The sequence below is a fragment of the Oerskovia sp. Root22 genome, from assembly GCF_001429135.1.
Lineage (GTDB): Bacteria > Actinomycetota > Actinomycetes > Actinomycetales > Cellulomonadaceae > Oerskovia > Oerskovia enterophila.
The window spans coordinates 631,357-657,123 of the sequence record NZ_LMIL01000009.1 but is presented as its reverse complement, the minus strand read 5'-3'; the positions used below and the strand labels follow the sequence as shown (position 1 = coordinate 657,123).

Genomic DNA, 25,767 nt, shown 5'->3' with positions numbered 1-25,767 from the left:
ATGTGGTTCACCATCTGGTCGGTCCTGGTCGTCGGCACGCTCGTCGGCGCGTTCTTCCTGGGGCGCGACCTGTGGCGCAAGGCCAAGGCGCTCCTGCGGCAGATGTCGGAGTCGTCGCAGGTCATGGACCGCTTCGCCCGGCGCACCGACGAGCTGACCGCGGCGGTGGCGGCCGCGCAGCCCAGCACCGCGCCCACCCTGTTCGACGACCCGGTGCTGCTGCACGAGCGCGTGGAGGAGCTGCGCGCCGAGCGGGCCGAGCGCCGGTCCCAGCGCAGGACCCGCAACAAAGTGACGTGGGACCGCTGGCGCCGATTCAACGCGTAGGATCTGCGACAACAAGACTCGCGTCCGACTCCAAGGGAGCCATCTCATGGGCATGCTGAAGCCCTGGCACATCATCGTTCTTGTCGTCGTCGTCCTGCTCCTGTTCGGGGCGAAGCGACTTCCCGACCTGGCCCGCAGCGTCGGCCAGTCGCTCAAGATCTTCAAGAGCGAGGTCAAGGACCTGCGCGACGACGACAAGCCCGCGGAGCCTGCCGTCAAGGATGACGACGCCCCCAAGGCCTGACCCGTGTCCAGCTCGACCAAGACGTCCGAAGGACGCATGCCGCTGCGCGAGCACCTGCTCGAGATCCGCAAGCGACTCTTCCTGGTCTCGTGCGGACTGGTCGCGGGCGCGATCCTGGGGTGGTTCCTGTACCAGCCGCTCCTGGACGCGTTGCAGGCCCCGCTCGAGAAGGCTGCCGCGGAGCAGGGCAAGGTCATCAACCTGAACTTCTCGGGCATGGCGACCGCGCTCGACATGAAGATCAAGGTCTCCCTGTTCCTCGGGGTCATCGTGTCCTGCCCGTGGTGGCTGTACCAGCTGTGGGCGTTCATCACCCCGGGGCTCACGTCGAAGGAACGCCGCTACGCCATGGGCTTCCTGGGGGCATCGGTGCCCCTGTTCCTCGGCGGGGCGTTCCTCGCGTGGTGGGTCCTGCCGCACGCGGTCGACATCCTGGCGGGCTTCGTCCCCGAGGGCGCGACCAACCTCACCGACGCCCAGGGCTACCTGAGCTTCGTGATGCGACTCGTCCTGGCCTTCGGGCTCGCGTTCGTGCTGCCCGTGGTCCTGGTCGCCCTGAACTTCGCGGGGCTCGTGCGGGCCACGGCCCTGTTCGCCGGATGGCGCTGGGCGGTGCTCATCGCGTTCGTGTTCGCGGCCGTCATGACCCCCACCCCGGACGCGCTCACGATGATCCTCGTGGCCCTGCCGATCTGCCTGCTGTACTTCGGTGCCGTCGGGATCGCGTTCCTGCGCGACCGCAGCACGGACAAGCGCAACGCCGCAGCACTCGCCGGTGCCTGAGGCACCACCGCGCCCGGCCCGCCTCGGAGTCGTCGTCAACCCGACGGCCGACCGTGGGCGCGGCCGGGGCGACGGCGCCCGCACGATCGAGCTCCTGCGCCAGGCCGGGCACGACGTCCTGGACCTCAGCGCCCCCAACGCACCCCTCGCACTCGAGAACGCCCGCGACGCGGTCGCGGGCCGCGGCACGGGCGGCCCGCTCGACGCGCTCGTCGTCGTGGGCGGGGACGGCATGGTCCACCTCGGCGTCAACGCGGTCGCCGGGACCGGGGTCCCGCTCGGGATCGTCGCGGCCGGGACGGGCAACGACTTCGCCTCGGCCCTCGAGCTGCCCGTGCACGCCGTCGACGCGGCGGTCACCCTGCTCCTCGACGCCCTGGGAGCCCGCGCGGCCGGCACGGGCGGGACGCGCCGGGTGGACGCGGCCCGTGCCGAGCCTCTCGACGCCCACCTGGACCCCCGGCCTGGGCGCGAGCGCTGGTTCTGCGGCGTCCTGTCCGCGGGCCTCGACGCCGCGGTCAACGCGCGCGCCAACGCCCTGACCTGGCCGCGCGGCAGCGCCAAGTACGTGCGCGCCGTCGCGAGCGAGCTCGCCCGCTTCCGCCCCTACGGGTACCGCATCACGGCAGAGCTCGTCGGCGCGCCGGGCGCCTCGGACACCGCGGGCGCCGGCGACCCCGCCGGGAGCACGGCCGCCTCGACCGCGCGCCCCTCGCCGTCGGGCCCGGCGACCCCGGGGGAGCGCGCACCCCGGACGCCCGACGACGCCACGCACCCCTTCGTGTGGGAGTCGCCCGGGACCGTGGTCGCCGTGGCCAACGGGCCGCGCTTCGGCGGCGGCGTCCGGGTCGCCCCGGACGCCTCGATCGACGACGGCCTGCTCGACCTCGTGACCGCCGGCCCCCTGACGCGCCTCGGCGTGGCCCGCGTCTTCCCGGGCATGTACCGCGGCAAGCACGTGCACCACCCGGCCGTCGACCTCTACCAGGCACGCTCGGTCGTCCTGGAGGCCACCGACGCCGGCGGCCCGCCCCCGCCCGCGTTCGCGGACGGGGAACGGATCTCTCGCCTGCCCGTGCGCGTCACGGTCGTCCCCGGCGCGCTCCTGGTCCTCGACCCCCGCGGCCACACCATCACGCAGGGCTGACCGAGGCGCCAGGCCGGGGCCTCCGGGCTCGGGGACGCCGCCGTCGCTCGAGCGTCGTCGGCGGCGCCTGACGCGGCCCCGTCACCGGCGGACCGTAGGGTGGAGGCATGACCGCAGCACCCCGCTCCGCCGGGACCGACGAGACCCAGAGCCCCGCGGAACGCTACGCGGCATCGCGCGCGCTCCAGGCGGCCTCCCGCACCCAGCTCGCCGCCTTCCGTGAGGTCGTCGGCTTCCCGTTCGACGACTTCCAGGTCCGCGCCTGCCAGGCCCTCGAGGAGGGGCGCGGCGTGCTCGTGGCAGCACCCACGGGGGCGGGCAAGACCGTCGTGGGGGAGTTCGCGGTGCACCTGGCCCTGGCGGGGGGACGCAAGGCCTTCTACACCACGCCCATCAAGGCCCTGTCCAACCAGAAGTACGCCGACCTCGCGCGCCGCCACGGCGCCGACCAGGTCGGGCTCCTGACAGGCGACACGTCGATCAACGGAGACGCCCCGATCGTCGTCATGACGACCGAGGTCCTGCGCAACATGCTCTACGCGGGCTCGCGCGCCCTCGACGGGCTCGCGTTCGTCGTCATGGACGAGGTCCACTACCTCGCCGACCGGTTCCGCGGACCCGTCTGGGAAGAGGTCATCATCCACCTCTCCGACGACGTCCAGCTCGTGTCGCTCTCCGCGACCGTGTCCAACGCCGAGGAGTTCGGCGACTGGCTCGAGATGGTCCGCGGCGACACCGCCGTGATCGTCAGCGAGCGCCGACCGGTCCCGTTGTGGCAGCACGTCCTGGTGGGCTCGCGCGACCGGTCGCGCACCCCGGGAGAGGCGCTGCGCCCGGGCACGGGGGCCGAGCTGATCGACCTGTACGCAGGGCACGTGGACCCGACGGACCCCGGGGTCAACCCGCCCATCAACCCGGACCTGCTCGCGGCGTTCCGCAGCGGGGCGCGCGACGGCGGGTACCCGGGTCGGGGCGGGGGACGCGGCGACCGCGGATACCGTGGCCGGGGCGGGCGGCCTGGCGGGTCGGGCGGCTACGGGAACCGGGAGGGGTCGGGGCGCCGGACGCCGCCACGGTTCGCGGTCGTCGACGCCCTGGACGCCGACGGGCTGCTGCCCGCGATCTTCTTCATCTTCTCGCGGGCCGGGTGCGAGGCCGCGGTGACCCAGTGCCTGGCCGCGGGCCTGCGCCTGACCACACCCGCCCAGGAGGCGCAGATCCGTGCCGTGGTCGAGGAGCGCAGCGCGACACTGCCCGCCGAGGACCTCGACGTCCTGGGGTACTGGACCTGGAGCGAGTCGCTCGCGCGCGGCATCGCGGCCCACCACGCCGGGATGCTGCCCATCTTCAAGGAGATCGTCGAGGACCTGTTCAGCCGCGGCCTGGTCAAGGTCGTGTTCGCGACCGAGACCCTGGCCCTGGGCATCAACATGCCCGCCCGCTCGGTCGTGCTCGAGAAGCTCGTCAAGTGGGACGGCACCTCCCACGTCGACATGACCCCCGGGGAGTACACCCAGCTCACGGGGCGTGCCGGGCGCCGGGGCATCGACGTCGAGGGGCACGCCGTCGTCGTCGACCATCCAGGGCTGGACCCCGTGGCCCTCGCTGGCCTGGCGTCCAAGCGCCTGTACCCGCTCAAGTCCTCGTTCCGGCCCACCTACAACATGGCCGTCAACCTCGTGGCGCAGGTCGGGCGCGAGCGCGCCCGCGACGTCCTGGAGACGTCGTTCGCCCAGTTCCAGGCCGACCGCGGCGTGGTGGGCCTGGCCAAGCAGGCCCAGGCTCACGCCGAGGCCCTCGAGGGCTACGCCCAGGCCATGACGTGCGACCGCGGGGACTTCTCCGAGTACGCCCGGCTCCGGCGCGCGATCGCGACCCGCGAGGCGGACCTGTCGAAGTCCGCGCAGCGGGCCCGCCGCGCCCAGGTGGTCGCGGACTTCGAGAACCTGCGCGTCGGGGACGTCGTCGAGCTGCCCTCGGGGCGCCGCGCCGGCTACGTCGTGGTCCTCGACCCCGGCAAGGACGGCGGGTTCGACGGCCCGCGCCCCACGGTCCTGACCGAGGACAAGCAGGTCAAGAAGCTCACGGTCGCCGACGCCCCCTCGGGCATCCGCACGGTCGGCAAGGTCCGCATCCCCAAGACGTTCAACCCGCGCGTGCCCGCGGCCCGCCGCGACCTCGCGTCGTCGCTGCGCAACGCGCTCGGCGCGTTCGTCGACGTCCCCGGTGCCCCGGCGCGCGGCGGCGGTCCGCGGGTACGGTCCGCCGCGGCCGACGACAAGGAGCTCACGCGCCTGCGGGCCGCCCTGCGCGCACACCCGTGCCACGACTGCCCCGAGCGGGAGGACCACGCCCGCTGGGCCGAACGGTGGGCCAAGCTCAAGAAGGAGCACGACGCCCTGGTCCGCCGCGTCGAGGGGCGCACCGGGTCGATCGCCCGGGTCTTCGACCGCATCTGCGACATCCTGACCCGGCTCGGGTACCTCGAGGTCGACACGCACCCGGCGGGCGGGGGCCCCCTCGACCGCGATGCCCCCGGCGGCACGGTGGACACCGGGGCCGTCGGCCAGGACCAGGCCGTCGCGACCCGCCCCGGGACCGGGCGCCGGCCCGCCCCCGAGGTCAAGGTCACCGACGCGGGCAACTGGCTGCGCCGGCTCTACGCCGAGAACGACCTCCTCCTGGCCGAGTGCCTGCGCCGCGGCGTCTGGGACGAGCTGGACCCCGCCGGGCTCGCCGCGGTCGTCTCGACCCTGGTGTTCTCCGCCCGCCGCGAGGAACCGGGAGAGCCCTACGTCCCCGGCGGGCCCGACGGCAAGCTCGCCCGCGCCCTCGACGGCACGGTCGTGGTGTGGTCCGAGGTCGACGACCTCGAGGAGGCGCACCACATCGACGCGAGCGGCACGCTCGACCTGGGGCTCGTCGCGGCGGTCCACCGGTGGGCCAACGGCCGCAGCCTCGACGCCGTCCTGCGCGGGTCCGAGCTCGCCGCGGGCGACTTCGTGCGCTGGTGCAAGCAGATCATCGACGTGCTCGACCAGCTCGCGACCGCTGCCCCCACGCCCGCGATGCGCAAGACCGCGATCCGGGCGATCGAGGCCGTCCGGCGAGGGGTCGTGGCCTACTCGAGCGTGTGACCTTGGCGTCACGCGGGCCGCGAGCGCCCCTCGACGAGGCGCGAGGGGCGCCGGGTGGCCTATCGTGTGGTTTCGTGGCCTCCACCCTGTACCGCAACGGTGTCATTCATTCCTCGACCGACCCCTTCGCCGAGGCGATGCTCGTCGACGGCGGGGTGATCACCTGGATCGGCGCGAACGACACGGCCGCCGGGCTCGCCGCCCGCGCCGACCGGGTCATCGACCTCGACGGGGCCCTCGTGGCGCCCGGGTTCGTCGACTCCCACGTCCACGTCCTGGAGACGGGCCTGGCCCTGGCCGGGGTGGACCTGTCCGCGAGCGCCGGTGTCACGTCCCTGGCGGGCGCGCTCGAGGCCCTGCACGCCGCGGTCGCCGCGCGCCCGGCGGCCCAGGCCGACGAGGTGCTCCTCGCGTTCGGGTGGGACGAGCAGGAGTGGCCCGAGCACCGGGCGCCCACGCGCGAGGAGCTCGACGCGGCCTGCGGGGGAGCGCTCGTGTACGCGGCCCGGGTCGACGTGCACTCCGCGGTCGTCTCGACGTCCCTCGCCCGCGCGGCCGGGCTCGAGGGGCAGCGCGGGTGGACCGAGACCGGGTGGGTCACCGAGGACGCGCACCACAGCGCCCGGGACGCCGCGCGCGACCTGAGCCCCGAGCGTCGCACGGCCCTGTACCGCACGGCCCTGGACGCGGCCGCGCGCCGGGGCATCGTGTCCCTGCACGAGAACAGCGCCCCCTCGATCGACACGCGTGAGGGGCTGCGCGAGCTCATGGCGCTCACCGCCGACCCGGCGGGCGCCCTGCCGCACCTGGTCGCCTACCGCGGCGAACTGTGCACCACGCCCGACGACGCCCGTGCGCTGCTCGCGGACCTGCCCGGGCTCGCGGGCATCGCGGGCGACCTGAACGTCGACGGGTCGCTCGGCTCGCGCACCGCTGCCCTGCGGCACCGGTACTCCGACCTGACGGGGGCACCGGGGGAGGCCGGTCCCGACGGGCGCGGCAACCAGTACCTGAGCGCCGAGCAGATCGCGGCGCACCTGTCCGCGGTCGCCGCGGCCGGCACCCAGGGCGGGTTCCACGTCATCGGCGACCGGGCCATGGACGCGTTCCTGGTGGGGCTGCGTGCGGCGGCCGACGCGGACGGGGCCGCGGCGCACCGCCGGGCCGCGCACCGTGTCGAGCACGCCCTGTTCGTCGACACCAACGCGCTGTCCACGCTCCTGCTGTTCGGGGTGTCGTTGAGCATCCAGCCGGTGTTCGACTCCGCGTGGGGCGGCCCGGACGGCATGTACTCCTCACGGCTGGGTCCCACGCGCGTCGCGGGCCTGTCCCCGTTCGCCGACCTCGCGGGGGCCGGGGTGCCTCTCGCGTTCGGGTCCGACTCGCCGGTGACGCCCCTGGACCCGTGGTCGGCCGTCCGTGCCGCCATGTCCCACGCGGACCCCGACCAGCGCATCTCCGCCCGGGCGGCGTTCCGGGCGCACACCCGCGGCGGCTGGCGCATCGCCGGCCTGGACCACACGGGTGCGGGTCAGCTGCGCGTAGGGTCCCCGGCCCACCTCGCGGTGTGGCGTGCCGAGCACCTCGCGGTCCAGGGCACGGGCACCACGGTCTCCTCGTGGAGCACCGACGCGCGCTCCGGCACCCCCCTGCTGCCGGACCTGACCGACGGCGCCCCCGACCCGACGTGCCTGCAGACCGTGCGCGACGGCGTCGTGCTGTTCGACACGTTCGACTGAGCCCTCCGACGCCCTCGCGGGCCTGCGGGGCGGTCCGCCGTCCCGCAGGCGCCCGCTCGGATTGACACCACCGTGAGGACCGGTAAGTTCGTTGACGTGTTCCGGCCTTCAGCGCCGCGGGGGAGCGAGCCACCATCTCACCGTTCTCCCCGTGCGCCCTGATGCGCATCGGCTCGACCCGCGCGTTCAGTAGACAACACGGCCTCACCGGTGGCGGTGCGACGTGGTCCGAAGGACGCGCGGGTCGGCCCACATCCACCGCCTGACCTGCAGGTGCGTGGCGTAGTCTGCACGGGTGTCGACCCGTGAGCCGAGCCGCTGGCTGCTGATCCTTCTCGCCGCCGGTGGCGGCCTCCTGACCAACGCCGCCTTCCCGGACCGCGGGTGGTGGCCCCTCGCCTTCGTGGGCGTCGCCGCCTTCTTCCTGGCCCTGCGCCGCGACGGCGCCTGGTGGAACGCCCTGGTCGGGTTCGTCTGGGGCCTGGCCTTCTTCCTCCCGCACATCCAGTGGGCGCAGATCGCGACCGACACCGTCCCGTGGCTCGCCCTGAGCGTCCTGGAGTCGGTGTTCCTGGCGCTGCTGGGCGCGATGTGGACGTGGGTGCGACGCATCGGGTTCGTCGGCCGCAACCTGGCCTGGCAGGTCGTGACGTTCTCGGTCCTGTGGGTCGCGGTCGAGCAGTGGCGCTCGGAGTTCCCCTTCGGCGGGTTCCCCTGGGGCCGGCTCGCGTTCTCCCAGGTCGACTCCCTGCTGGGGCGCACGGCCTGGCTCGGAGGGGGACTGCTCGTCTCGCTGCTCACGGCCGCGATCGGTGTCCTGCTGGCCGTGTTCCTGCTCGAGTCGCGCCGCCTCAAGGTCTTCCCCGCCCTGTGCTCGCTCGCGACCGCGGCCGTGCTGCTGGGGGTCGGGCTCGTCGTCCCGCTCGACGTGCGCGCCGAGACCGGGACGCTCGCGATCGGCGCCGTCCAGGGCAACGTCGACGAACCAGGGCTCGGGTCCTTCGCCAACCGTGGAGTGGTGCTGCAGAACCACGTCGACGGGACCCTCGCGCTGCTCGACGAGGTCGAGCCCGGCGAGCTGGACGTGGTCCTGTGGCCCGAGAACGGCTCCGACCTGGACCCCCAGACCACGCCCGACGTCGCCGCCGACATCGACGAGGCCGCGAGCGCCGTCGGCGCACCGATCCTCGTGGGCGCCCAGGAGTTCCCCGAGACCGGCGGGCGGTACAACGTGTCGCTGCTTTGGGTTCCCGGCGAGGGGGTCGTCGACCGGTACGCCAAGCAGCACCCCGCCCCGTTCGGCGAGTACATCCCGATGCGCAGCTTCGTGCGGATCTTCTCCGACCAGGTCGACCGGGTGAGCACCGACATGATCGCGGGCGACGAGGTCGCCGTGATCGACCTGCCCTCGGAGCGGCTCGGGCGTACCGTGCGGCTCGGCAACGTCATCTGCTTCGAGGTGGCGTACGAGGAGCTGATCCGCGACGCCGTGAACGCCGGTGCCGAGCTCCTCGTCGTCCCGACCAACAACGCGTCGTTCGGGTACAGCGCCGAGTCGACCCAGCAGCTGGCCATGTCGCGCCTGCGAGCGATCGAGACCGGTCGCGCGACCGTGCAGATCTCGACGGTCGGCGTCAGCGGCATCATCGCCCCCAACGGGGCCCTGCTGCAGAGCACCGAGCTCTTCACGCCCGACCAGCTGATCGCCACGCTTCCCCTGCGTGACTCGCTGACCCCGGCCGTGCGCGCGGGCTACTGGCCCGGGTGGATCGCCGGGGGACTGACGGTCCTGCTCGTGGTCGCCGGAGTCGCGGCCCACGTCCGGCGCGCGCCGGCAGCGAGCGTCAAGGGCGGCACCAAGCGACCGGCGGCGAAGAAGACCGCGCGCCGGTAGGTGCGCGTCGGGTCGGTCGGGCTGCTCCGCGGGAGGAAGCTCGTGCCCGACGGCGGCACGCGCCCGGGGCGGGACGCTCGCCCGGGGCGGTGACGTCGTCGGGCCGGCAGCGCGTGCACGAGGTGCGGTGGAGCGCCAGGAGCGCACGCGAAGGTGACCGTGACGAACACAGCGTCCGAAACGCTCCGTTGTCAGAGGTGGCCCGGGCTCGGGCCCGGGCCACCTCTGACAACACGGCGCACGCCGGACGATGGAACGACGAAGGGCCCGGAACTCCGAGGAGTTCCGGGCCCTTCGAGGCAGTCGATCAGGCGCTGCGACGCAGCTTGCCGGCACGCAGGAGGCCGAGGCGCTCGTCGAGCAGCTCTTCGAGCTCCTTGATGGTGCGACGCTCCAGCAGCATGTCCCAGTGGGTGCGGGCAGGCTTGCCGGCCTTGGGCTCGGGGCGCTCTGCGTCACGCAGGAGGGCCTCCTCGCCACAACGACACTCCCAGACCGCCGGCACCTCGGCCTCGGTCGAGAACGGCAGGATGATCGTGTGCCCGTTGGGGCAGTCGTAGTGAGCCTGGAAGCGGGGGGCGAAGTCGACGCCCGCGTCGGACTCCATGCTCTTCGCGCCGATGCTCATTCCACGTAGGGACCGGTCGGCCATGGTGTCCTCCAAGGGGTAGCGGCAGGGTTGTCTATGGGGGTCAACGTCCGGCCGGCTGCGAGTGTTCCGGTCGGACGTGAAGGTCCGGTGAAGCAGGAGGCGCGCCGAACCCACCCGTCGAGGCTGCCCAGCAGACCGTGCGCATCGGGTGGGACACGCACTCCCGCGAGACCACCGACCAGGTTTCCGGTTTTCGAGGGCGGGCGCAACTTCAAGCGCCGAATCGGGGTGTGACGTTGCTCCGGCGAGGCCACGCCAGGGCGGCTCCCAGGTGCGCGACACCTTGCCCCGGCTGAGAGATGGGCGAGGAATCCTCCTCGACGCCAGGCCCTGACCGGTGCGCCGAGGTGATGCAGGCGCGCCACCCGGGGATCACGGCTGGCCTGTCCGGATAGTCGTCAATGCCACGATCGCGGTACGGTTCGTCGTGTGAGGCACCAGGGAGACGGCGAGCGGCGGGCGGTCGATCATGGCGACCGTTGAGGCCTACGAGACGACCGCCGGACGGCGGTACATGGTTCGCTACCGCACCCCCGAACGCAAGCAGACCAAGAAGCGGGGCTTCAAGACCAAGCGGAGCGCCGAGGCCTTCGCGTCCTCGCTCGAGGTCTCGATGCTGCGCGGCGAGTTCATCGACCCCGCGGCGGCCCGGTCGACGGTCCTCGAGCTCGGGGGAGCGTGGCTCCAGCGCCAGACGCACCTCAAGCCGTCGACCGCCCGAGCGATCGAGAGCTCGTGGCGCCTGCACGTCACGCCCCGGTGGGGGAGCGTCCCGGTCGCCGAGATCCGGCGCACCGCTGTCCAGGCGTGGGTCTCCGAGCTGAGCGCTGCCTACAGCCCCACGACGGTCGCGCGCGCCCACGGCGCCCTGGCGTCCTTGCTCGACGACGCGGTCGACGACCGCAGGATCCTGACGAACCCCGCCCGCGGCGTGAACCTGCCGCGCAAGGTCCGGCGCGAGCACACCTACCTCGACCACCAGCAGGTCGCGGCGCTGGCCGCGGCCGCCGGACGGCACGAGACCCTGGTCCTCGTCTTCGCGTACTGCGGGCTGCGCTGGGGCGAGGCCGCGGGCCTGCGCGTCAGGGACCTCGACATGCTCCGGCACCGGCTGCGCGTCAACCAGAACGCGGTCGAGGTCGGCTCGGACATCGTGATCGGCACCCCCAAGACGCACGAGCGACGCTCGGTCCCGTTCCCGGCGTTCCTGTCCATGCGCCTCGCCGCGGCGTGCGAGGGCAAGGGGCGCGACGACGTCGTCTTCCACGGCGACCGCGGCGACTACCTCAAGCGCTCGAAGTCCGGCACCGGATGGTTCTGGCGCGCGGCTCGCGACGCGGGCATCGACGACCACCTGACCCCGCACGACCTGAGACACACTGCGGCGAGCCTCGCCGTGTCGGCCGGGGCGAACGTCAAGGCGGTCCAGCGCATGCTGGGACACGCCTCCGCGAGCATGACGCTGGACGTCTATGCGGACCTCTTCGACAACGATCTCGACGGCGTCGCGGTCGCCCTGGAGTCCGCGAGACTGCGCGCAGTCTCGCCTGGCTAGTGCCCGTGGTGTGCCCACGGGGCGCGCGACGCCCTGCGATTGGCCCGCAGAAAGGGCGGAATATCAACGATTCTGCCGGGGGGAGAGCCCTGCGCCCCGTGGGTATAGAACTCACGGGGTAGGCGCATCCGAGGGCAAAACGGGCATCGTTCCTCGAACGGCGAACTGCGCAGATCGCACCGGCGGCGGATCTAGCACCGACGCTCTCAGGGCTTCCTGACGAAGTCTGTCGACATCAAGATATCTCGGTGGTTCTTCGATGCAGCAGCACGCGGGTCGGGCTGGCCGGCGTGCAGGCGGTGCGGTCCGCGCCGACCTGCGGCGCGTGCCGAGCGGCCCGTCCTTGCCGCTCGATAGTGTCGAGCATCAGGGCGCTGCTGGAGGAGCGGTGCTGACGATCGACGAAGGAGTCACCCGGTGAGCAGCTCTCCAGGTCCGATGGACGTCTCGTTCTCTGCTCCGATCGGAGTGACCGTGCGCGGCGACGTGTGGTCGTGCGTCGAGGTCCCCGACTCGGTCGAGCTCTTGGGAACCGGCAAGGCCGTGCGAGTGGTCGCGACGGTGGACGGCCATGACGTGACGGCCGGGCTGATGCCGACCGGGTCCGGCGGCCACATGCTCTCGATCAGCGCCAAGCTGCGCAAGAAGCTCGGGAAAGACATCGGAGATACCGTCACCGTTCACCTGACCGAACGATTGACGTGAGCCTCAGAGTGTTTCTCCCTTTCCCGTCGGCCGCGCGTCGCGGTTGCGTGCCGCGCGGCCGACGGGAAAGGGGAAAGAGCCCTCCGTGGATTCAGCGCCAGAAGGCGATCAGCGCGTCGGCCAGGGCCATTCCTTGGGCATGTCCGGCTCGAGCGGCCAGGGGGCGCAGAGACAGGTCCATCGCGTTCGCGCCGAACAGGTGCTCGGAAGCGCTGTCCGGGAAGATCGTCTCTACCTCGCTGCCCAGCGCTCGGAGCTCGTCCACCTGCGCGGCGAGCTGCAGACCCCAAGCCGGCGGCGTGAACGACCGGCCGCCGAACGGTGAGAGCACCAGCACCCGCTTGCACCCGGCGGCAAGGTCGGCGTTCTCGTTGCGCCGGTAGCCGCCGTCGATGTAGCGACGGTCGCCGATCCTGTAGGGCAGACCGCTCGAACAGCTCGCGGCCACGGCGTCCACCAGGTCGACCTCGCTGAGGTGGTCGAACACGACCGGCTCACCGGACTCGGCGTCGACGGCCGTGAGGAGCACCTTTCGTTGCGGCCAGTGCTGACTCGGGAGCCGAGAAGCGACGGTGGCGCGCCACTGAGCGCGCCAGGAGCCGTCCGACGCGGCTTCCCGGTCGAGGGCTGCCGTGCCCACCTTTCTTCGCAGGTCAGCAGCGTCGCCGGCGGAGGCGATGAGAGCGTTCATCCGCTCCAGGTGGTCCACGACCGCGCCGTTCGCGGCACGTCCTCGGTCTCCACCGGGGGCGCCGTTCGGACGCGGGGGAGCAGCCGCAAGGATCGCGGCGAGCAGCTCGGTCGGGGACGCGCCGGCCAGCTGGGCGGCGGCGGTCGAGCCGGCCGACGTCCCGACAGTGAGGTCCGCTGCGGTCACGTCGAGCCCGGCATCGAACAAACCGGCGACGACGCCGATCAGCCAGGCGTTACCTGTGGACCCGCCGCCCCCGAGGACGAGTGCCCGTTCGCCGACAGGGAACGGCGGCACGCTCTGATCACTGTTCGAGGAGTCGGGTGCTGGGGAGGAATCAGGGGAGATGTTCATGGGAGTCGCCTTTCGCGAAGTGCCTGGCGAGCGCTCCCGATGGCGACTAGCTCAGTCGCGCGATCGTGGACTGCGGGGGAGCGCCCGGTACGGATACTGCGTTCACGGGTCTCACCTCCTTCCGACGGATCACGATCACCGTGACGCTAGCACGTCGAATACGCGATTGACCACGGCAATGTGTCGCGGACTGCTGTGCGACACAGGGAGCCGAGACACCCGGCATGGTCCGACGGGGGTACCGATAATTCCCGGTGGGAACAGCAGTCGACATTGTCGGGGGTTTTAGTACCGCATCCGATGGAATTCTCCGAGAGATCCTCGAATTGAGGATCGTCGGACGAGTCCGACGACCCGGTGCCATTCCCTGAGAGTTGATCAGGCTCGCCGGCTGTCGGGATCGAGCAGTTCTGGAGAAGCGTCTCGCGCACGCCCTCAGTAACGTCGTTCCTGACGACAGGCCCACCGAGAAGGGGAACCATGATGACCGGCACCGCGAAGACCGCCAAGAGCAGCAAGGCCTACGAGGGGTTCTCGGCCGAGGAACGTGCGGCGATGAAGGAGCGCGCCAAGGAGCTCAAGGCGTCCGCGAACCGGGCCGAGGCGGAGAAGGCCCAGCTCGAGAAGATCGCGGAGCTGTCCGAACCGGATCGCTCCATGGCTTCTCGGCTCCACGAGCTCGTCGCGGAGCATGCGCCCTCGCTCGCACCGAAGACCTGGTACGGGATGCCCGGGTGGGCCAAGGACGGCAAGATCCTGTGCTTCTTCCAGCCTGCGGAGAAGTTCGGCGCACGCTACCCGACCTTCGGCTTCAACGACGTGGCCCAGCTCGACGACGGCACGCTGTGGCCCGTCGCGTACGCCCTCACGGAGCTGACGAAGGAGAACGAGGCGACGATCGTCGAGCTCGTGAAGCGGGCGGCCGGCTGACCGAGGCCAGGAGAAGCCACGTCGTCACCTCGCAGGTCAGAGTCTCATAAATGGCCTCTGACCTGCGAGGATGCCGGTTCACGGCGTGAAACCCGGGGGAGTGGCGGGGCGGGGATCTCCTGGCCGCAGCCCCCGGAGCCGTCTGGCAGGATGCTCACCATGCCCCTCGACATCCTGCTGGTCGCCGTCTCGCAGCGAGGCACGAGCTCTCGTCGTCGCACACTGAGGACCTTGGCGGCCACCTGCGACACCGAGGGCGAGCTCGTCCGGCTTGCCGCAGCGAGCGGGCGGCCGTTGCTGGCGAAGATCGACCCGTACGGAGATCTCGTGCTGACGTCGTCGGAGGTGGATCAGCTCGTCGCCGAGCTGCGATCCGTCGACGGCGCGGCATCCGGGGCCGCTGCACGCATCGTCGACGAGGCCGTCGGCCTGGCCGAGCGGTGCGCCGTCGACGCGACCACGGAACTACACGTGATCGGTGACTAACGGTCCGGTCCGCAGATCGTTGGAACGACGCCCCTTCTACCCCCTCTCGACTGCCACCACGCAACGCCGATAATGTACATTATGTCATTATGGTCGAACGAGACCACCCCTCTCGGGCGCACGGGCGGGCATCGAGGGCCCCTGTGCGCCCCAGAACGCGCGTCCGGTTCGGCCGATCGAGCCCGCCGGCCGCGTCGGGTGCATCAGGAGCGTGCACCACTGACTCCCTCCTTCGCAAGGGCGTCGAGCAGCGGCGCCAGCAGCCTCTGGAGTCGACGATGAGCTCAGGACCGTTCGTGGCGACGCAACACGATGGGCCGAGCATCACTGAGCTGTCGACCTCGTCCAGAACCCCGCTGGCGCCGATCGGCCGACGGGTCGCGGTCCAGTGCGTGCGCACGTTGCTCGTGGCGATGCTTCTGGTGGCGACGCTCGCCGTGGCGGCCCTGACGGCCGCGCTCAGCGCGATCGTCGCGATCCTCGCCGCCCCCTGGTGGATCTATCGGTTGTGGCTCAGCCCCGCACGCCACCGGTCCCCCTCAGGCGCGGGCGTCCTGCTGGGAGCCCGACCCAGGCGAGACGACGGCGCGGCCGTCGCTGCGCCGTCGGGCATCTGAGGACGAGACCGCCCGCGCCTCTTTCGCGACGACGCCACCTGCGGTAGCCTTCTTCGATTGGGACATACAAGACAAACCATTGTGTTTGTCACAACACCATGCTCTGAGGGTCGAACGTGAGCACAGGTCCCCTCGAGGCTGTCAGTGGCGCCCCCTATGCTCCGGATGTCCGATGTCATCCCGTTCCCAGGAGCCGCACGGTGGTCGCACCTCCCCGCCTACGTCGCGTCACCGTCGCCGAGGCCGTCGCCACGTACCTCTCGTCGGTGTCTGCCGAGACGGTCAGAGGGGTCCTCTCCCCCACGACCCAACGCAACTACGAGCGCGACCTGCGTGAGCTCGCCTCCCTCGCCGGGCCCGAGACGATCCTCGACGACATCACGGGCGACGACATCGACGACTTCCTCCTGCGCTACCAGATCACCCCTGACGGCCGGTACGCAGACCCCCGGACCAAGCCCGACGGGCCCGGGCGGTCGGCCGCGACCGTGAACCGCTTCCGGCAGTCGATCTCCCGCTTCTTCACGCACGCCGCGCGCGACGGGTGGGTCCAGGCCGACCCCATGCAGTGGGCCTCTCCCCCGGCCAGGCTCCGCGGCGGCCTGCGCGTCGCGCGGACGGCGCTCTCGGCGACGGCAGCCCAGGCGCTCCTGGTCACCGCGAGCACCAAGCCCCGCGGGACGGCTCCCTCGGCGGTTCAGGGCCCGGCGGCCGCATCTCCTCCGCCGCGCGCCGACCACGACCTCGCGCTGCGCGACCGCCTCATCATCGCGCTCCTGCTCATCCTCGGTCCGCGTGTCTCTGAGGTCGCGCGCGCGGACGTCGACGACTTCGTGCGCGAGCCCGACCAGACCCGCTGGCGCATCAAGGGCAAGGGAGGCACCGTCCGCACCGTCAGCCTGTCAGAACCGTTGTCGCGAGCCCTCGAGGAGTACCTCGCCGGCCTGCGTCCCCAGCTGCTCGCCCGGCGACCCGGCGACCCCGACGCGTCCCGCGCCCTCCTGCTCACCTGGCGCGGTCGCCGCATCGACGCCCAGGCGATCCGCGCGCTGCTCAACCGGTGCATCGCCCGCATGCCCGACGAGTACCGGCGCGCCGCGACGCCCCACGCCCTGCGGCACACGACCGCGACTCTCCTCGTCGCCCAGGGATGGGACGTCAAGGTCATCGCCGAGCTGCTGGGTCACGCCTCGATCGCGACCACGGGCGTCTACCTCGACCGGATCGAGGGCGAGCTCGCCGCGGCGATCCGGTCCCACCCGCTCTCGGCCGGCCTTCCCGCGGAGATGGGGAGCGAGCCCCTGCCGGAGCATGACAGAACGGGTGAAATCGACACGGCGCGTCCCTGATATCGCAGCGGTCGCGGTCGGTCCGACCAACGTCACCAGTTTTCTCCGGGTGCTCTCGGCGTCCTGCGGCTACGGTGAGCAGGTGCGCCCCTCGAAGACGTCTCCCGTCCAGCTCGCCCGAACGGTGATGGCCCGCGCAGCGGTTCTCGCGGTCGCCGTCCCCATGACCGTGGCCACGGGTCTCGTGATCGCCGACGCCATCCGCAAGCGGCGCGTCACGGACCCCAGCCGCTTCCCCCGCTCGGCCCCGGCCGAGGGGAGGATCGGCGAGACGGAGACCACGATCTTCACGTACGGCGACGACCTCTACCGCGAGATGCTCGCCGCCATCCGCGGGGCCCGGCGTCGCATCATGCTCGAGACGTACATCTGGAAGGGGGACGAGCTCGGGCAGGAGTTCAAGGACGCCCTGATCGAGGCCAGCGAACGCGGCGTCGAGGTCTTCGTGATCTACGACGGCTTCGCGAACCTCGTGGTGCACCGCGAGTTCCTGACGTTCCCCTCCCCCATCCACGTCATCCGGTACCCCGTCTTCCGCCCCGGCGTCCTGGTGCTCAACGTCCGCAAGTCCGGGCGTGACCACCGCAAGATCCTCGTGGTCGACGACGAGATCGGGTTCGTGGGCGGGTACAACATCGGCTCGATGTACGCGACCCAGTGGCGCGATACCCACATCCGGCTCGAAGGGCCGTCCGCCTGGGAGCTGCGCAACGCCTTCGTGGACTTCTGGAACTCGAACCGGAAGTCGGACCAGCCTCCCCTCGAGGACCCCGGTTCACGTCTGTGGCTCCCTGAGCTCCGCGCGGCACGCAACGCGCCTGCGCACCTCGTCTTCCCGATCCGCGGCATCTACCTCGACGCGATCGACCGGGCCTCGGACCACATCTACATCACGCAGGCCTACTTCATCCCCGACCGCGAGATCCTCGACGCCCTCCTCATGGCAGCACAACGAGGGGTGGACGTCCGGGTCCTCGTGCCCGAGCGTTCCAACCACGTCGTCGCCGACTGGCTCTCCCGCGGCCTCTACACCACGCTCCTGCGGGGCGGCGTCACGATCTGGCTCTACAAGGACGCCATGGTCCACGCCAAGACCGCGACGATCGACGGGCGCTGGACCACGATCGGCACCGCGAACATCGACCGCCTCAGCCTGACCGGCAACTACGAGGTCAACCTCGAGATCGTCGACGCCGGCATCGCCAGCCAGATGGAGAAGGTCTTCGAGGTCGACCTCAGCAACTGCCGCGAGCTCACGCTGACGGAGTGGTCGAGCAGGTCGATCGCCGCCAAGCTCGGCGAGGTCGCGCTGACCCCGCTGCGCCCGCTGCTGTAGCGTCGGGGTGCCGGGCATCGGCACCAGCGAGCGACCAAGGGGTCAGGGTAGGTCCAGCAGGACCGTCGGGACGCGTAGTCGACAGGCAGCTCGGTCGCTGAAGCCGTGCTCCAGCTCGAACTCACACTCACCGCACGCGGCGACCGGGTCGTCGACCACCTCTGGGTGCTCGCTCCACGGGTGGTCGCACGCCTCGCACGATCGCTTCAGGGCTCGGCGGCGTGAGCGCCTCTCTGACCGAGAGACTCCCCTTGGGTCGGCTTCGGGTGCTTCCATCGCGCCAGACTACCGATCAGCGAAACGCCTACTCCCTCACCGCGTCTGCGATCTCCTCCTCCGGGCGCGGCGGGACGGTCTCGTCGATCTCGATGACGGGCACCTCGTCGAACTCCGGGTGCTCGCGCAGGAGCTCCTGCGCGACCGCCTCAGGATCACGGTGCGACTGCTGCTCGGTCATGGTCGGCTCCTCGGGGTGATGTCGAGGCGCTGGCCCACCTCGAGCGGACGGTAGTCGTAGGTCCCGCCGGTGCGGCCCACCCCGAACAAGCGATGGACGAGGCCGAGGCCCGCGGTCGAGAGGATCGCGTCGTGGATCGGCACCACGGCCCACGGGTCCAGGGCGCGGACGAAGTCGATGCCCTCCGCGACCTTCATCCACGGCGCCGCCACCGGAGCGAGCAGCACGTCCAGACGCCGGTCCGTCAGGGGCGGGCTGAGCGAGTCGCCCGGGTGATAGACGCTCGCGCCGTCCGCCGAGAACAGGTAGGTGACGTTCGCGACCCGGGGGATGTCGGGATGGATCACCGCGTGCTGACCGCCTCCGACCAGCACGGCGAACGGCCCCAGCTCGAGCACGTCGCCCGGCTCGACGACGCGGTACGTCTCGCCGTCGGGAGCCTCGCCCAGCAGGTCGAACGCCGCCTGCGGGCCGATCATCGCCAGCCCCGGACGCTCGTCGAGCGCTTTGCGGACCGCCGCGACGTCGAGGTGGTCCGGGTGCGCGTGCGTCACGAGGAGCGTCCCGGGATCCGCCAGCGCGGATGACGTGTCGGCGAAGGTCCCGGGGTCGACCGTGAGCGTGGTCCCGTCGTGATCGAGTGCGACGCAGGAGTGTCCGTGGAACGTGAGGTGCATGAGCCTTCCTTGGGCCGGGGTGTCTTCCTGCTTCCAGTGTGCCGTGAGCGGCCGCGGTCGTCGCGAGGTGGCTCCGACGTGTCCGGCCGCGCCCCCGCACCCGCGGGAGCTCCGTCGTCGGGCATGCGCCTCTCCCCGACGACGACGCGGGCCGGGTCAGCAGCCTGTCGCTGCCGACCCGGCCCGCGGGCAGTGGATCACCGGTGTCAGACGACGACCAGGACCAGGTCCCCGCCCTCGAGCTGCTGGACCGCGCCGATCGCGACGCGCTGCACCGTGCCCCCGACGGGCGTCGTGATCGCGGCCTCCATCTTCATGGCCTCGACCGTCGCGACGGTCTGGCCTGCCTCGACCACCTCGCCCTCGTGGACCACGGGAGTCACCGCCCCCGCGAACGGCGCCGCGATCTGCCCCGGCGCTCCGGGGTCGGCCTTCTCGGCGAGCGACGAGTCGACCTCGATCGACCGGTCGCGCACCTGGAGCGGACGCAGCTGGCCGTTGAGGGTGAACATGACCGTCCGGCGCCCGCGCTCGTCGGGCTCACCGACGGCCTCGAGCCCCACCAGGAGCTTGACGCCACGGCCGAGAGAGACCTCGACCTCCTCGCCGGGCGTCAGGCCGTACAGGTACGCCTGCGTGCCCAGCACCGACACGTCACCGAACGCGGCACGCGACGCCTCGTACTCCTTGGTCGGGCCAGCGAAGAGCAGGTGGTTGAGCCGGTTGCGGCGCGCGTCCGAGTCGCCGTCGAGGTCCGCCTGGTCCTCGACGGTCAGAGGCGTGACGGCGTTGCGCACGACCCGGCCCGCGAGGGCCTTGGAGCGGAACGGCTCGGGCCACCCACCGGGCGGGTCGCCCAGCTCGCCGCCCAGGAACGCGATGACCGAGTCCGGGATGTCGAAGTCCTGCGGGTTCTCGGCGAAGTCGACCGGGTCGGCGCCGCGCGCCACGAGCTGCAGCGCCAGGTCACCCACGACCTTCGAGGACGGCGTCACCTTGACGAGCCGGCCGAGGATGCGGTCGGCCGCGGCGTAGGTCGCCTCGATCTGCTCGAACCGGTCCCCCAGGCCGAGCGCGATGGCCTGCTGGCGCAGGTTCGAGAGCTGCCCGCCCGGGATCTCGTGCTCGTACACGCGCCCGGTCGGGCTCGACAGCCCCGACTCGAACGGCGCGTAGAGGCGGCGCACGGCCTCCCAGTACGGCTCGAGGTCGCACACCGCGCGCAGCGAGAGGCCCGTGTCGCGATCGGTGTGCTCGAGCCCTGCGACCAGGGCGGACATCGACGGCTGGCTCGTGGTGCCGGCCATCGCGGCGCTCGCGACGTCGACCGCGTCGACCCCCGCGGCGACCGCGGCCATGAGGGTCGCCATCTGTCCGCCCGAGGTGTCGTGCGTGTGCAGGTGCACGGGCAGGTCGAAGCGCTCGCGCAGGGCCGTCACGAGCCGGGCCGCGGCCGCAGGACGCAGCAGGCCGGCCATGTCCTTGATCGCCAGGACGTGCGCCCCGGCGTCGACGATGCGGTCGGCGAGCTCGAGGTAGTAGTCCAGCGTGTACAGGGACTCGGCCGGGTCGAGCAGGTTGCCCGTGTAGCACAGGGCGACCTCGGCGACCGCGGTCCCCGTCGCCCGCACCGCGTCGATAGCGGGCCGCATCTGCTCGACGTCGTTGAGCGCGTCGAAGATGCGGAAGATGTCGACGCCCGTGGCCGCGGCCTCGCGGACGAACGCCTCGGTCACCTCGGTGGGGTACGGCGTGTAGCCCACCGTGTTGCGGCCACGCAGGAGCATCTGCAGCGCGACGTTGGGCATGGCCTCGCGCAGCGCCGCGAGCCGGGCCCACGGGTCCTCGCCGAGGAAGCGCAGCGCGACGTCGTACGTCGCCCCGCCCCACGCCTCGACCGACAGGAGCTGCGGCGTCATGCGGGCCACGAAGGGGGCGACCGTGACCAGGTCGTGCGTGCGGACGCGCGTCGCGAGCAGCGACTGGTGCGCGTCACGGAACGTCGTGTCGGTGACCTTGACCGCGGTCTCGGCGCGCAGCGCACGGGCGAAGCCCTCGGGGCCCAGCTCCAGGAGCTGCTGACGGCTTCCCGGCACGGGAGCGATCGACAGGTCGATCTCGGGGAGCTTGGCGGCGGGGTCGATCCCGCCGGGGCCCGTCCCGTGCGGACGGTTGACGGTCACGTCACCCAGGTAGCTCAGGAGCTTGGTCCCGCGGTCCGCGCTCTCGCGCGCCGCGAGCAGCTCGGGGCGCTCGTCGATGAACGACGTCGACAGGTTGCCCGCGATGAACTCGGCGTCCGACAGGACGGCCTGCAGGAACGGGATGTTGGTGCGGATGCCGCGGATGCGGAACTCCGCGAGGGCGCGTCGTGCGCGCCGGACGGCCGTCGGGTAGTCCCTCCCGCGGCACGTGAGCTTGACCAGCATCGAGTCGAAGTGGCCCGAGATCTCCGACCCCGCGGTCGCCGTCGCGCCGTCGAGCCGTACGCCGGCGCCGCCCGGCGAGCGGTAGGCCACGATCCGGCCCGTGTCGGGACGGAACCCGTTCGCGGGGTCCTCGGTCGTGATGCGCGACTGGAGGGCCGCGCCGTTGACGTGGACGTCCTCCTGGCGGATGCCGAGGTCCTCGAGCGACTCCCCCGCGGCGATGCGCATCTGCGAGGAGACCAGGTCGATGTCCGTGACCTCCTCGGTCACGGTGTGCTCGACCTGGATGCGGGGGTTCATCTCGATGAAGACGTGCTGCCCCGCACGCTCCCCCACGGTGTCGAGCAGGAACTCGACCGTCCCGGCGTTCTGGTACCCGATCGACCGCGCGAACTTCACGGCGTCGGCGCAGAGCGCCTCGCGGACCGCAGGGTCCAGGTTGGGTGCGGGCGCGATCTCGATGACCTTCTGGTGGCGCCGCTGGACCGAGCAGTCACGCTCGTAGAGGTGCACGACGTTGCCCTGGCCGTCGGCCAGGATCTGCACCTCGATGTGACGCGGGCGCAGGACTGCCTGCTCGAGGAACATGGTCGGGTCACCGAACGCGCCGTCCGCCTCACGCATCGCGGCGGCCAGCGCCTCGGGCAGGTCCTCGCGGCGGTCGACGCGGCGCATGCCGCGCCCGCCGCCACCCGCGACGGCCTTGGCGAAGATGGGGAAGCCGATCTCGTCGGCGGCCGCGATGAGCTCGTCGATGTCCGACGAGGGCTCGCTCGACGCCAGGACCGGGATCCCGGCCTCACGGGCAGCCTTGAGCGCGCGGACCTTGTTGCCCGCGAGCTCGAGGACCTCGGCGGGCGGTCCCACGAACGCGATGCCCGCGTCCTTGCAGGCGCGTGCCAGGTCGGGGTTCTCCGAGAGGAACCCGTAGCCCGGGTAGATCGCGTCGGCGCCCGCGTCCTTGGCGACGCGCACGATCTCCTCGATGTCGAGGTAGGCCCGGACGGGGTGGCCCTCCTCCCCGATCCGGTACGCCTCGTCGGCCTTCAGCCGGTGCTCGGAGTTCCGGTCCTCGTAGGGGAAGACGGCCACCGTCCGGGAGCCGAGCTCGTACGCTGCGCGAAACGCCCGGACCGCGATCTCCGCGCGGTTGGCGACCAGAACTTTCGAGAACACCAAGTACCCCATCCGTCATCGTGGGTCGGGTCCGGGACCGTCGCGAGAAGAGGTCCACGCACCCGCTCGTCACGGGCGTCGCTCCGGCACGAGCCGGGACGCCCACAGGCGATCTTCGCACGGGTTCTTCACGGTTCGGGCAACAGAACCCCGCGAGCGGCCGCGAATGTGGCCTGCGACACGCGCCGAGCCCCGCCCTGCGGAGGCAGGGCGGGGCTCGGCGGAAGGTGTGCGGGAGCGGGGTTCAGCCCGCGGTCCGTGCCCGACGGCGCAGCGCCAGCTCGTCCTGCGTGGGACCGCTGGGCGCGTCGTCGGTGTCCGCGAGCGACTCGGTGGGCATCTCGCTGAGCGTGCCCTCGACCTCGCGCCAGACCCGGCCGACAGCGATGCCGAAGACGCCCTGCCCGCCTTGGACGAGGTCGACGACCTCGTCCGGGGACGTGCACTCGTAGACGCTCGCCCCGTCGCTCATGAGCGTGATCTGCGCGAGGTCCTCGACGCCGCGCTCGCGCAGGTGGTCGACCGCCGTGCGGATCTGCTGCAGGGAGACACCCGTGTCCAGGAGTCGCTTGACGATCTTGAGGACGAGGATGTCGCGGAAGCCGTAGAGGCGGTGCGTCCCCGAGCCGCTGGCGGGGCGGACGGTCGGCTCGACCAGTCCGGTGCGCGCCCAGTAGTCGAGCTGTCGGTAGGTGATGCCGGCGACCCGGCAGGCCGTGGGCCCGCGGTACCCGGTGTTCGTGTCGTGCTCGGTGATGTCCTCACCGAACAGCAGGCCCTGTGCCGCATGGGGAACGGGAGCACCCGGCTCCGCGCTGGCTCCACCGCTGCTGTTCACTGTGCCTCCAAGGGTGATGTGGACTCCACGCTAGGCCCGTGACCGTGGGCCGTCAACGACTGACCCCCTGAAGCAGGGGCGTGTCGCGGGTGACCTCGAGGCCTCGAGGACTCCCCCCGCGCCGGGGCCGCTTCCCCCGACCTCACGTCATGATTGAATGTCCAGAATATACGTTTGTGAGGCTATTGTCTCAGGGTGTACCTGAAAGTCATGCGTCCCTTTCAGGGCTTTCGGGTGTTTCCCCTTCCTCGGGAGGGCCGAAGTCCTCCGGCGTCACGTGGTCCAAGAAGTCGCGGAAACGCTCCATCTCCCGCTGTTGCTCGCCGTCGACGAGCTCGACACCGGCCAGCGCCACGATCTCTGCCGAGCACAGGACGGGGCTCCCCGTCCGCACCGCGACGGCGATCGCGTCCGACGCCCGTGCGTCGACGCGCACCCCGGTCCCCAGGACCATCTCGGCGTAGAAGATCCCGTCGTCGAGCGCCACGATCTCGACGCGCGTGAGCTCGACACGCAGCGCGTCGAGGACGTTCCTCAGGAGGTCGTGGGTCATGGGCCGCGGGGCCGTGAGGTGCGCCTGAGCCATCGCGATCGCGCTCGCCTCTCGCGGCCCGATGATGATCGGCACCACGAGCTCTGCCGCCGGGTCGAGGAGGAGGACGACGATCTCCTGCCCTGCTCCCTGCTGCTGGCGCACGCCGAGGACCTCCACGGGGACCATCGGCACCTTGTCGCTCACGTCTCCACCGTACGACGCGCGGCCCGCTCCGTCAGGAGCAGGACCGTGCTGCGTCCCGGACGCACTGCGCCCCCGGTACGTGTGGACGTACCGGGGGCGCTGGTGAACGGTGGATCAGTTCGTGAGGTCGCCCACTCCCTGGCGGACCCAGACGGTGTGCAGCTTGGCGAAGAGCTCGCCGACCTCACCGGCCAGGGTGCTCGCATGGGCGCGGGCCGAGGCGCTCTGCTGGCTGCGCCACGGTGCGACGACCTGCTCGACCAGACCGACGTGCCGATCGGCCGACGTGCGCAGGAGGCGCAGGTGGCGCGGCTCGATCCCGTACTCGGACAACGCGGCCGCGAGCTGGACGACCTCGAGCGACCACGCGTCCAGCTGCCCACCGGGCGCCTGGCGAAGCACTCCCGCGGAGATGAGCCCCTCGACGAGCGAGACGTCGACCTCTGCGGTCGAGGCCAGCGTCGCGACGGTGTACTTCTGCCGCGTCACCGCGCGCTCGGGCTCGCCCCCGCTCGTCGCCAGACGCGGCGCGGGATTCTCCACGACCTCGCCTTCGTCGAGGGCGGCCAGGTTCTCCTTGATGACCTTGAGCGGGAGGTAGCGGTCGCGCTGCTCGAGCAGCACGTACCGCAGACGCTCGACGTCGGCCGGGCTGTACTGCCGGTAGCCGGACGGGGTGCGCTCGGGATCGATCAGTCCCTGCTCCTCGAGGAAGCGCAGCTTGGAATGGCTGACTCCCGGGAACTCCGCGCGAAGAGCTCGCAGCACGTCGGAGATGCGCATGGTCGCGCGCCGAGAGATCCCGTGAGGCCATCTCTCGGTGGAGTCCTCGACCTCGTGGTCCGCCAGGGCCCGCGCGGCGTGCGCATCGGCCCCGCCGAACCGGTCTTCGTGTCCCCAGGGGGAACGTGCCGGTTGGTTCACGGGTGCTCTGCCGCGCCTTCCACCGGGCCCGCGGGCTCGTCCAGGACGGGGCTGGCGTAGAAGGTCAGGCGGTACTTGCCGATCTGGACCTCGTCACCGGTCACCAGGCCCACGGCGTCCACCCGGTTGCGGTTCACGTAGGTCCCGTTGAGGGAGCCGATGTCACGCACGACGAACTGTCCGCCCTCGCGCACGAACTCGGCGTGCTTGCGCGAGACCGTGACGTCGTCGAGGAAGATGTCCGCGTGCTCGCTGCGGCCTGCGACGACGCGGTCGGCGTCCAGCAGGAAGCGCGAGCCGACGGCAGGTCCCCGCTGCATGACGAGCAGCGCAGAATGGCGCGGCAGGGCTGAGATGGCGGTCTGTTCCTCAGCAGTGAGGCTGCCCGGCTGCAGGCCGTCGTCGATCGGAAGCTCGATTCGTCCGAACGTGACGGTCGTATCGCTGCCTCCCCGGCGCGGCTCCGCAGATTCACCTGGAGTGGTCATCTCGCCTCCTCGGGAGTTTTTACGCATTCAGAGCAAAATACCTTGGGGGGAAGTTACTACACCTACCGGTCCCCCGGGTACAGGGAACGCGGT

The 25,767-nt window shown here is 71.6% G+C and carries 23 protein-coding genes; 14 read left to right on the top strand and 9 right to left on the bottom strand.

What is annotated here, in order from left to right; translation table 11 throughout:
• From ASE15_RS13420 to lnt, 7 genes are all read left to right on the top strand, one after another.
• A complete protein-coding gene (locus ASE15_RS13420; protein ID WP_056651892.1) occupies positions 1-327 on the top strand; it encodes a hypothetical protein in 327 nt (108 codons plus the stop codon).
• Between the two features lie 46 nt (positions 328-373).
• On the top strand, positions 374-571 hold the full coding sequence (tatA, locus tag ASE15_RS13415) for a Sec-independent protein translocase subunit TatA (protein WP_036571710.1): 198 nt from the start codon (positions 374-376) through the stop codon (positions 569-571).
• 36 nt (positions 572-607) lie between these two features.
• A complete protein-coding gene (tatC, locus tag ASE15_RS13410) occupies positions 608-1,354 on the top strand; it encodes a twin-arginine translocase subunit TatC (protein WP_056652289.1) in 747 nt (248 codons plus the stop codon).
• Positions 1,347-2,501: a diacylglycerol kinase family protein gene (locus tag ASE15_RS13405; protein ID WP_056763639.1), complete on the top strand. Its 1,155-nt coding sequence runs from the start codon at positions 1,347-1,349 to the stop codon at positions 2,499-2,501. The genes tatC and ASE15_RS13405 overlap by 8 nt, the downstream gene beginning before the upstream one ends.
• Before the next feature lie 107 nt (positions 2,502-2,608).
• Entirely contained in the window at positions 2,609-5,638 is a 3,030-nt protein-coding gene (locus tag ASE15_RS13400; RefSeq protein WP_056763637.1) for an RNA helicase, read from the top strand.
• 74 nt (positions 5,639-5,712) lie between these two features.
• Complete coding sequence (locus ASE15_RS13395; protein WP_056651902.1) at positions 5,713-7,377, top strand: amidohydrolase; 1,665 nt, start codon at positions 5,713-5,715, stop codon at positions 7,375-7,377.
• A 295-nt stretch (positions 7,378-7,672) separates the two neighbouring features.
• A complete protein-coding gene (lnt, locus tag ASE15_RS13390; RefSeq protein WP_056651906.1) occupies positions 7,673-9,271 on the top strand; it encodes an apolipoprotein N-acyltransferase in 1,599 nt (532 codons plus the stop codon).
• Between the two features lie 307 nt (positions 9,272-9,578).
• Here lnt and ASE15_RS13385 read toward each other — a convergent pair whose 3' ends face one another.
• Positions 9,579-9,923 (bottom strand): RNA polymerase-binding protein RbpA, encoded by a 345-nt coding sequence (locus tag ASE15_RS13385; RefSeq protein ID WP_030151331.1) that lies wholly within the window; start codon positions 9,921-9,923, stop codon positions 9,579-9,581.
• Positions 9,924-10,392: 469 nt separating this feature from the next.
• Here ASE15_RS13385 and ASE15_RS13380 point away from each other — a divergent pair, with 469 nt between their 5' ends.
• A complete protein-coding gene (locus ASE15_RS13380) occupies positions 10,393-11,478 on the top strand; it encodes a tyrosine-type recombinase/integrase (protein ID WP_056651909.1) in 1,086 nt (361 codons plus the stop codon).
• A gap of 438 nt (positions 11,479-11,916) precedes the next feature.
• Positions 11,917-12,183 (top strand): DUF1905 domain-containing protein, encoded by a 267-nt coding sequence (locus ASE15_RS13375; protein WP_056651912.1) that lies wholly within the window; start codon positions 11,917-11,919, stop codon positions 12,181-12,183.
• Between the two features lie 91 nt (positions 12,184-12,274).
• Here ASE15_RS13375 and ASE15_RS13370 read toward each other — a convergent pair whose 3' ends face one another.
• On the bottom strand, positions 12,275-13,228 hold the full coding sequence (locus ASE15_RS13370; RefSeq protein ID WP_056763635.1) for a patatin-like phospholipase family protein: 954 nt from the start codon (positions 13,226-13,228) through the stop codon (positions 12,275-12,277).
• A gap of 480 nt (positions 13,229-13,708) precedes the next feature.
• On the opposite strand from ASE15_RS13370, the gene ASE15_RS13365 reads away from it, so the two are divergent.
• From ASE15_RS13365 to ASE15_RS13345, 5 genes are all read left to right on the top strand, one after another.
• On the top strand, positions 13,709-14,158 hold the full coding sequence (locus ASE15_RS13365; protein ID WP_369800602.1) for an iron chaperone: 450 nt from the start codon (positions 13,709-13,711) through the stop codon (positions 14,156-14,158).
• A gap of 159 nt (positions 14,159-14,317) precedes the next feature.
• On the top strand, positions 14,318-14,644 hold the full coding sequence (locus tag ASE15_RS13360; protein WP_056763633.1) for a hypothetical protein: 327 nt from the start codon (positions 14,318-14,320) through the stop codon (positions 14,642-14,644).
• Between the two features lie 407 nt (positions 14,645-15,051).
• The gene (locus ASE15_RS13355) at positions 15,052-15,261 is read left to right on the top strand and encodes a hypothetical protein (RefSeq protein WP_157277216.1); all 210 of its coding nucleotides are present in this window, start codon (positions 15,052-15,054) and stop codon (positions 15,259-15,261) included.
• A 200-nt stretch (positions 15,262-15,461) separates the two neighbouring features.
• Positions 15,462-16,610 carry a tyrosine-type recombinase/integrase gene (locus tag ASE15_RS13350; protein ID WP_082608954.1) on the top strand — a complete coding sequence of 383 codons (1,149 nt, stop codon included), beginning with the start codon at positions 15,462-15,464 and terminating at the stop codon, positions 16,608-16,610.
• A gap of 127 nt (positions 16,611-16,737) precedes the next feature.
• Positions 16,738-17,946, top strand: coding sequence for a phosphatidylserine/phosphatidylglycerophosphate/cardiolipin synthase family protein (locus ASE15_RS13345; RefSeq protein WP_056763853.1), 1,209 nt, complete (start codon positions 16,738-16,740; stop codon positions 17,944-17,946).
• 304 nt (positions 17,947-18,250) lie between these two features.
• On the opposite strand, the gene ASE15_RS20865 is transcribed toward ASE15_RS13345, so the two are convergent.
• The 7 genes from ASE15_RS20865 to ASE15_RS13315 all read right to left on the bottom strand — a co-directional run bounded on the left by ASE15_RS20865 (position 18,251) and on the right by ASE15_RS13315 (position 25,674).
• Positions 18,251-18,403 (bottom strand): hypothetical protein, encoded by a 153-nt coding sequence (locus tag ASE15_RS20865; protein ID WP_157257649.1) that lies wholly within the window; start codon positions 18,401-18,403, stop codon positions 18,251-18,253.
• Positions 18,400-19,080: an MBL fold metallo-hydrolase gene (locus ASE15_RS13340; protein ID WP_056651924.1), complete on the bottom strand. Its 681-nt coding sequence runs from the start codon at positions 19,078-19,080 to the stop codon at positions 18,400-18,402. Before ASE15_RS13340 ends, ASE15_RS20865 begins: the two co-directional genes overlap by 4 nt.
• A gap of 206 nt (positions 19,081-19,286) precedes the next feature.
• Positions 19,287-22,685 carry a pyruvate carboxylase gene (locus ASE15_RS13335; protein ID WP_056763850.1) on the bottom strand — a complete coding sequence of 1,133 codons (3,399 nt, stop codon included), beginning with the start codon at positions 22,683-22,685 and terminating at the stop codon, positions 19,287-19,289.
• A 244-nt stretch (positions 22,686-22,929) separates the two neighbouring features.
• A complete protein-coding gene (locus ASE15_RS13330) occupies positions 22,930-23,523 on the bottom strand; it encodes a MerR family transcriptional regulator (protein ID WP_056651927.1) in 594 nt (197 codons plus the stop codon).
• 208 nt (positions 23,524-23,731) lie between these two features.
• Positions 23,732-24,262: a bifunctional nuclease family protein gene (locus tag ASE15_RS13325; protein WP_369800601.1), complete on the bottom strand. Its 531-nt coding sequence runs from the start codon at positions 24,260-24,262 to the stop codon at positions 23,732-23,734.
• A gap of 114 nt (positions 24,263-24,376) precedes the next feature.
• On the bottom strand, positions 24,377-25,045 hold the full coding sequence (locus ASE15_RS13320) for a MerR family transcriptional regulator (protein WP_082608955.1): 669 nt from the start codon (positions 25,043-25,045) through the stop codon (positions 24,377-24,379).
• A gap of 137 nt (positions 25,046-25,182) precedes the next feature.
• Positions 25,183-25,674, bottom strand: coding sequence for an FHA domain-containing protein (locus ASE15_RS13315; protein ID WP_056651929.1), 492 nt, complete (start codon positions 25,672-25,674; stop codon positions 25,183-25,185).
• Positions 25,675-25,767 lie beyond the last annotated feature (93 nt).